The organism is Candidatus Nanopelagicales bacterium (assembly GCA_018003655.1).
Taxonomy (GTDB): domain Bacteria; phylum Actinomycetota; class Actinomycetes; order S36-B12; family UBA10799; genus JAGNDY01.
Map to the genome: position 1 here is coordinate 5,449 of JAGNDY010000084.1, position 1,703 is coordinate 7,151.

The 1,703-nt window shown below is 62.8% G+C and carries 1 protein-coding gene; it reads left to right on the forward strand.

Annotated elements, in window-relative coordinates:
• Nucleotides 1–300 precede the first annotated feature (300 nt).
• On the forward strand, nucleotides 301–1,703 hold a 1,403-nt coding region (locus tag KAZ48_09700), incomplete at its 3' end, for an aminobutyraldehyde dehydrogenase (protein ID MBP7973063.1).

Consider the following 1,703-nt stretch of genomic DNA (forward strand, 5'->3'; position numbering starts at 1 on the left):
AGGCCATCGAGGTACTCGCGACCTTTGTCGTCCCAAATCCGCGCCCCGTCGCCTTTGACGATGACGGGGATTTGCTCACCCTCCTCGTACGCGGAGTGCCTGGTGAACGCGAGCCAAAGGTGCTCGCGGGCACGTTCGGAGAGGTTGGTGTGATGGTGTTGATCGGGACTCATGGCGTCATCGTAGGTGCGCGACGGTCTGCGGGCACAACGGTCACAGGCGCAGGAGAGTGAGTGCCCCGAGGATGACCTTCCCGAGCCTCTAGCGACAGTCCGGGAAATAGGCCCTAGTGTTTGTCTTATGGCTGAGAATCTGCGAGTACAGAACTTCATCAATGGTGAATTGGTTGACTCGGTTGACGGTGTCGTCACCGAACTGATTGAGCCCGTGACCGGTCAGGTGTTTGCGACCGCACCCGTGTCCGGGTCCGAGGACGTCGACAACGCGTATGCCGCCGCCGATGCCGCGTTCAAGACGTGGGGCAAGACCACCCCCGCTGAGCGCCAGAAGGCCATCATGGATATGGCCGACATCTTCGAGGAGCACGCCGACGAACTCATTGAGTTGGAGAGCCTCAACACGGGCAAACCCGTCGCGGTCACTGCGGCTGAAGAGATCCCGCCGATGATCGACCAGATCCGGTTCTTCGCCGGTGCGGCCCGGGTCCTTGAGGGCAAGTCCGCAGGCGAATACATGAAGGGATTCACCTCCTGGATTCGCCGCGAGCCGGTGGGTGTCGTCGGCCAGGTCACCCCTTGGAACTACCCAATGATGATGGCGGTCTGGAAGTTCGCACCTGCGCTCGCCGCGGGTAACACCGTGGTCCTCAAGCCGAGCGATACGACTCCGGTTTCAACAGTCCGGATGGCTGAACTCGCCAGCGAGGTCTTGCCACCAGGGGTCTTCAACGTCATCTGTGGCGATCGCGAGACCGGTGCCGGACTGGTGTCCCACAAACGGCCGAACATGGTGGCGATCACCGGGTCGGTTCGCGCGGGTATGGCCGTGGCAAAGTCAGCGGCCGATGACGTCAAGCGCGTCCACCTTGAGCTCGGCGGCAAAGCCCCCGTCATCATTTTCGACGACGCGGACGTCGCTGCGGCAGCGGAATGGTTGGCCGTCTCCGGTTACTTCAACGCGGGCCAGGATTGCACCGCCTCGACTCGGGTGATCGCTGCCCCGGGCGTCTACGACGACTTTGTCGCGGCCATCGCCGAGCAGGCTCGGGCCCAGGTCACCGTGTCGGCAGTCGGACGCAAGCACGAGGATGCCTTCGTCCCACCGGTCAACAACGCCAATCAACTCGATCGCGTTCTCGGCTTCATCGAGCGTGCGCCGAGTCACGCAGAGGTCGTCGCCGGTGGTAACCGCATCGGGGATACCGGCTACCACATCGAACCCACCGTGGTCGCGGGCCTGGAACAAACCGACGAGATGATCCAGGACGAGATCTTCGGTCCCGTCATCACCGTTCAGCGATTCACCGACGAGGAGCAGGCTCTGACCTGGGCCAACGACGTGCAGTACGGCTTGGCATCGTCAGTGTGGACCCGTGACATCGGTCGCGCGCTGCGGGTTTCAGCCGGACTGGACTTCGGTGCCGTCTGGATCAACACCCACATCCCGGTCGTTGCCGAGATGCCGCACGGTGGCTTCAAGCATTCCGGCTACGGCAAGGACCTCTCGATGTACGGCCTGGAGGA